We start from the raw sequence: 2760 nt of genomic DNA, 5'->3' as shown, positions 1-2760 counted from the left end.
GTGGGGAGTTCTAACCAGCCGTACGTGGGGAATCCCGAGGCCGTCAGTGGGGCGCTAAATGGCCGCCCATGGGGAGCTTGGCATGACCGCCGTCAGCAGGCGGTAGTCGGCTCGTGATGCTGGTTGGCACCTCATCCACGGGCAAGACGCGCGCATGTTACGAAGCCGTCCAAGATCTACCCAGCGACTGGCGTCTGTGGCATCCCATTGACCCTGGACGTCCTGAGGCGGCCCTTGCCGACCTTCAACGAGTCGGTCCGAAGACAGCTGTGTGGCTCAACGACGCCCACCACTACTTGCTGCATTCCGAGCACGGCGAAGCGATTACCGCGGGGCTGCGTACCCTGCTGGCCGACGCCTCCCGGGCGCCAGTGCTGGTCCTGGGCACCATCTGGCCTGAGTTCCTCAACGAGCTACGCAAAGACGACCAGGCGCACGTCCTACTCGCCGGACGTTCGCTGCACGTCCCGCCAACCTTCGCTCCCGCCGAGGTCGAGAAGCTGAAACGGTCAACGGATCCGCGGCTCGTTGCGGCTGCCTATTCCGCGCCAGACCACATGATCACCCAGTACCTGGCCGCAGCATTCGAGCTGGTGAACATCTATGACACGGCGCCGCCCGGTGCTCGAGCCCTGCTTGACGCGGCGATCGACGCGCGTCGGCTCGGCCACCCCGTAAATCTCCCTCTACCCTTCCTTGAAGCTGCGGCCGAGGGATACGTGACACGACCTGCATGGCAGCTCCTGCCGGGCAACTGGCTCGAACAGGCGCTGCCCGACCTCGCCGAGCCTGTCAGAGGAGTCCCAGGTCCCCTCCATGAGCCCAGACGCTCACGGGGCTCTACCGAACCGTCGGCTCATGGGCATGTCCAGTTGGCCGATTTCCTCGAAGATCACGGCCGGGCCGTGCGTCGCCTTGAGTGTGCCCCCTCTCGGTTCTGGCAGGCGGCTGTGGACCACTGCGAAGGAGAGGCTGCCCGAAATCTTGCCCGAGAAGCACTGAAACGTGGGCTCATGCAGACTGCCTGTTCCCTATGGGCGAAGGGAGGTGAATACCGCGAGGCCGTTCTCATCCTTGAGCGAGCCGGGCGTCGCGAGGAGGCCATGGACTGGTGCGAACGTGAGGCGGCCGCCGGAAACGCCGAAGCGCTTACCGCGAAGGGCGGTGCTCTATCGAGAGCCGGCCGTGTCGACGAGGCAATCGACTGCTACAAGCGTGCGGTCGATGCCGGTGACACGGGAGCCATCGAGTGGATTGCTGTGCGTTTGGCGAACACCGGATGCCTGGACGACGCGCTGGTTTGGTATGAGCGTGCGGCTGCCGCCGGAGACGTCCATGCCTTCATCGAAGCAGCCAACCTTCTGGCCGGCACCCACAGTCGTCGACAGTTTCCGTCACCGAAATCCTTGTCATTCCCTCGCGTAGTGGACCGCCTAGACGAGGCTTTTCGCTTGTATGAGCGCGCGGAGGCCGCCGGTGCCACTGACGCAGCCTTGTATGCAGCTAGTGCGCTGTGGAAGGCCAACCGCCGAAAAGAGGCATTGGACTGGTGCGAACGCGCGGCCGCCGCTGGCGACATGGAGATGCTGGGCTGGGCGGCCATGCAGCTGGCGGACTCATGTCGTTGGGACGAGGCTTCACACTGGTGCGCGCGTGCGGCCGACAACGGGGACACCGCAAATCTCCGGTGCGTGGCCGACGCCTTCGCGAGTGCGGGCGGCAAGGACGAGGCGGTCATCTGGTATGAGCGTGCAGCCGACAACGGAGACATTGAAGCCGTGTTCCAGCTTCACGAAATGCTGGCAGACGTCCTCGGCGGGCTGGATGAGATGCTCTCCTGGTGCGAGCGCAAGGCAGCCGCTGGAAGCACATATGCCCTCCAACTCGGTGCCTTCCAGCTGGCCGACGCGGACCGCCTGGACGAAGCGATGGAGTGGGCCGAGCGCGCGGCCACCGCCGGACACACATTCGCCTTCTGGCGTGTGGCCGATCAACTTGTGGATGCGGGCCGCCTGAATGAGGCCCTGGGCTGGTACGAGTGCGCCGCCGAGGCCGGCGACACTCAGGCCCTCTTGCGCGCGGCCGAGGACCTCGCGCACCGCGACCGGTTGGACGAGGCTTTGACTTGGTGCGAGCGCGCGGCCGAGGCCGGCGTCACCGAAGCGCTCACCACGAAGGCTGGCCTTCTGTGGCGGATGGATCGTGTGGACGACGCTTTGGTCTGGTTCGAACGGGCTGCCGAGGCCGGTGCCCGGGATGCATTCGAGTGGGCTGCCGCCAAGCTAGAGGAGGCGGGCCGCCTGACCGACGCATTGGCCTGGTATGAGCGCGCGGCCGCCGCCGGAGCACCCGGAGCGCTCACGACAGCCGGAAACGCACTGTCCGAGGCGGGTCGTCGGCAGGAGGCATTGACCTGGTATGAGCGAGCGACCTCGGCTGGCGAGAATGCCCGCCTGTACGAGATCGACACGCTGCGGCAGCTTGGCCGCCGCGAAGAAGCGGATCGCCTGGAGCGCTATGGGCGGGACATCTGCGGGCGCATCGCCGACCCCTGGAAGCTAGAAGGCATACACGAAATGTAGAGGCCGCCACGTGTTCCTGGCCACAGCAGCCCGAGGCAGATCTCACCTGATTCAGCGATCGCACCACACCTGTTGTGCGGACTTGTCCCTCCCCTCGTAGCGTGAAGACCATGGCTGCAGGGGAAGTTGGGAGTCATGGCGGAGAAGCGACGGAAGTTCGATCCGGAGTTCCGTGAGG

General features: G+C 65.6%; 1 protein-coding gene. It reads left to right on the top strand.

Annotation, left to right across the window (positions count from 1 at the left end):
* Positions 1–269: 269 nt before the first annotated feature.
* Positions 270–2582, top strand: coding sequence for a hypothetical protein (locus tag ACZ67T_RS46230; protein ID WP_469993084.1), 2313 nt, complete (start codon positions 270–272; stop codon positions 2580–2582).
* The last annotated feature ends 178 nt before the right edge of the window (positions 2583–2760 follow it).

It is taken from the genome of Streptomyces sp. NPDC107517, assembly GCF_055582645.1.
The sequence above is the reverse complement of the archived record's forward strand: the minus strand, read 5'-3'. Positions and strand labels throughout refer to the sequence as shown.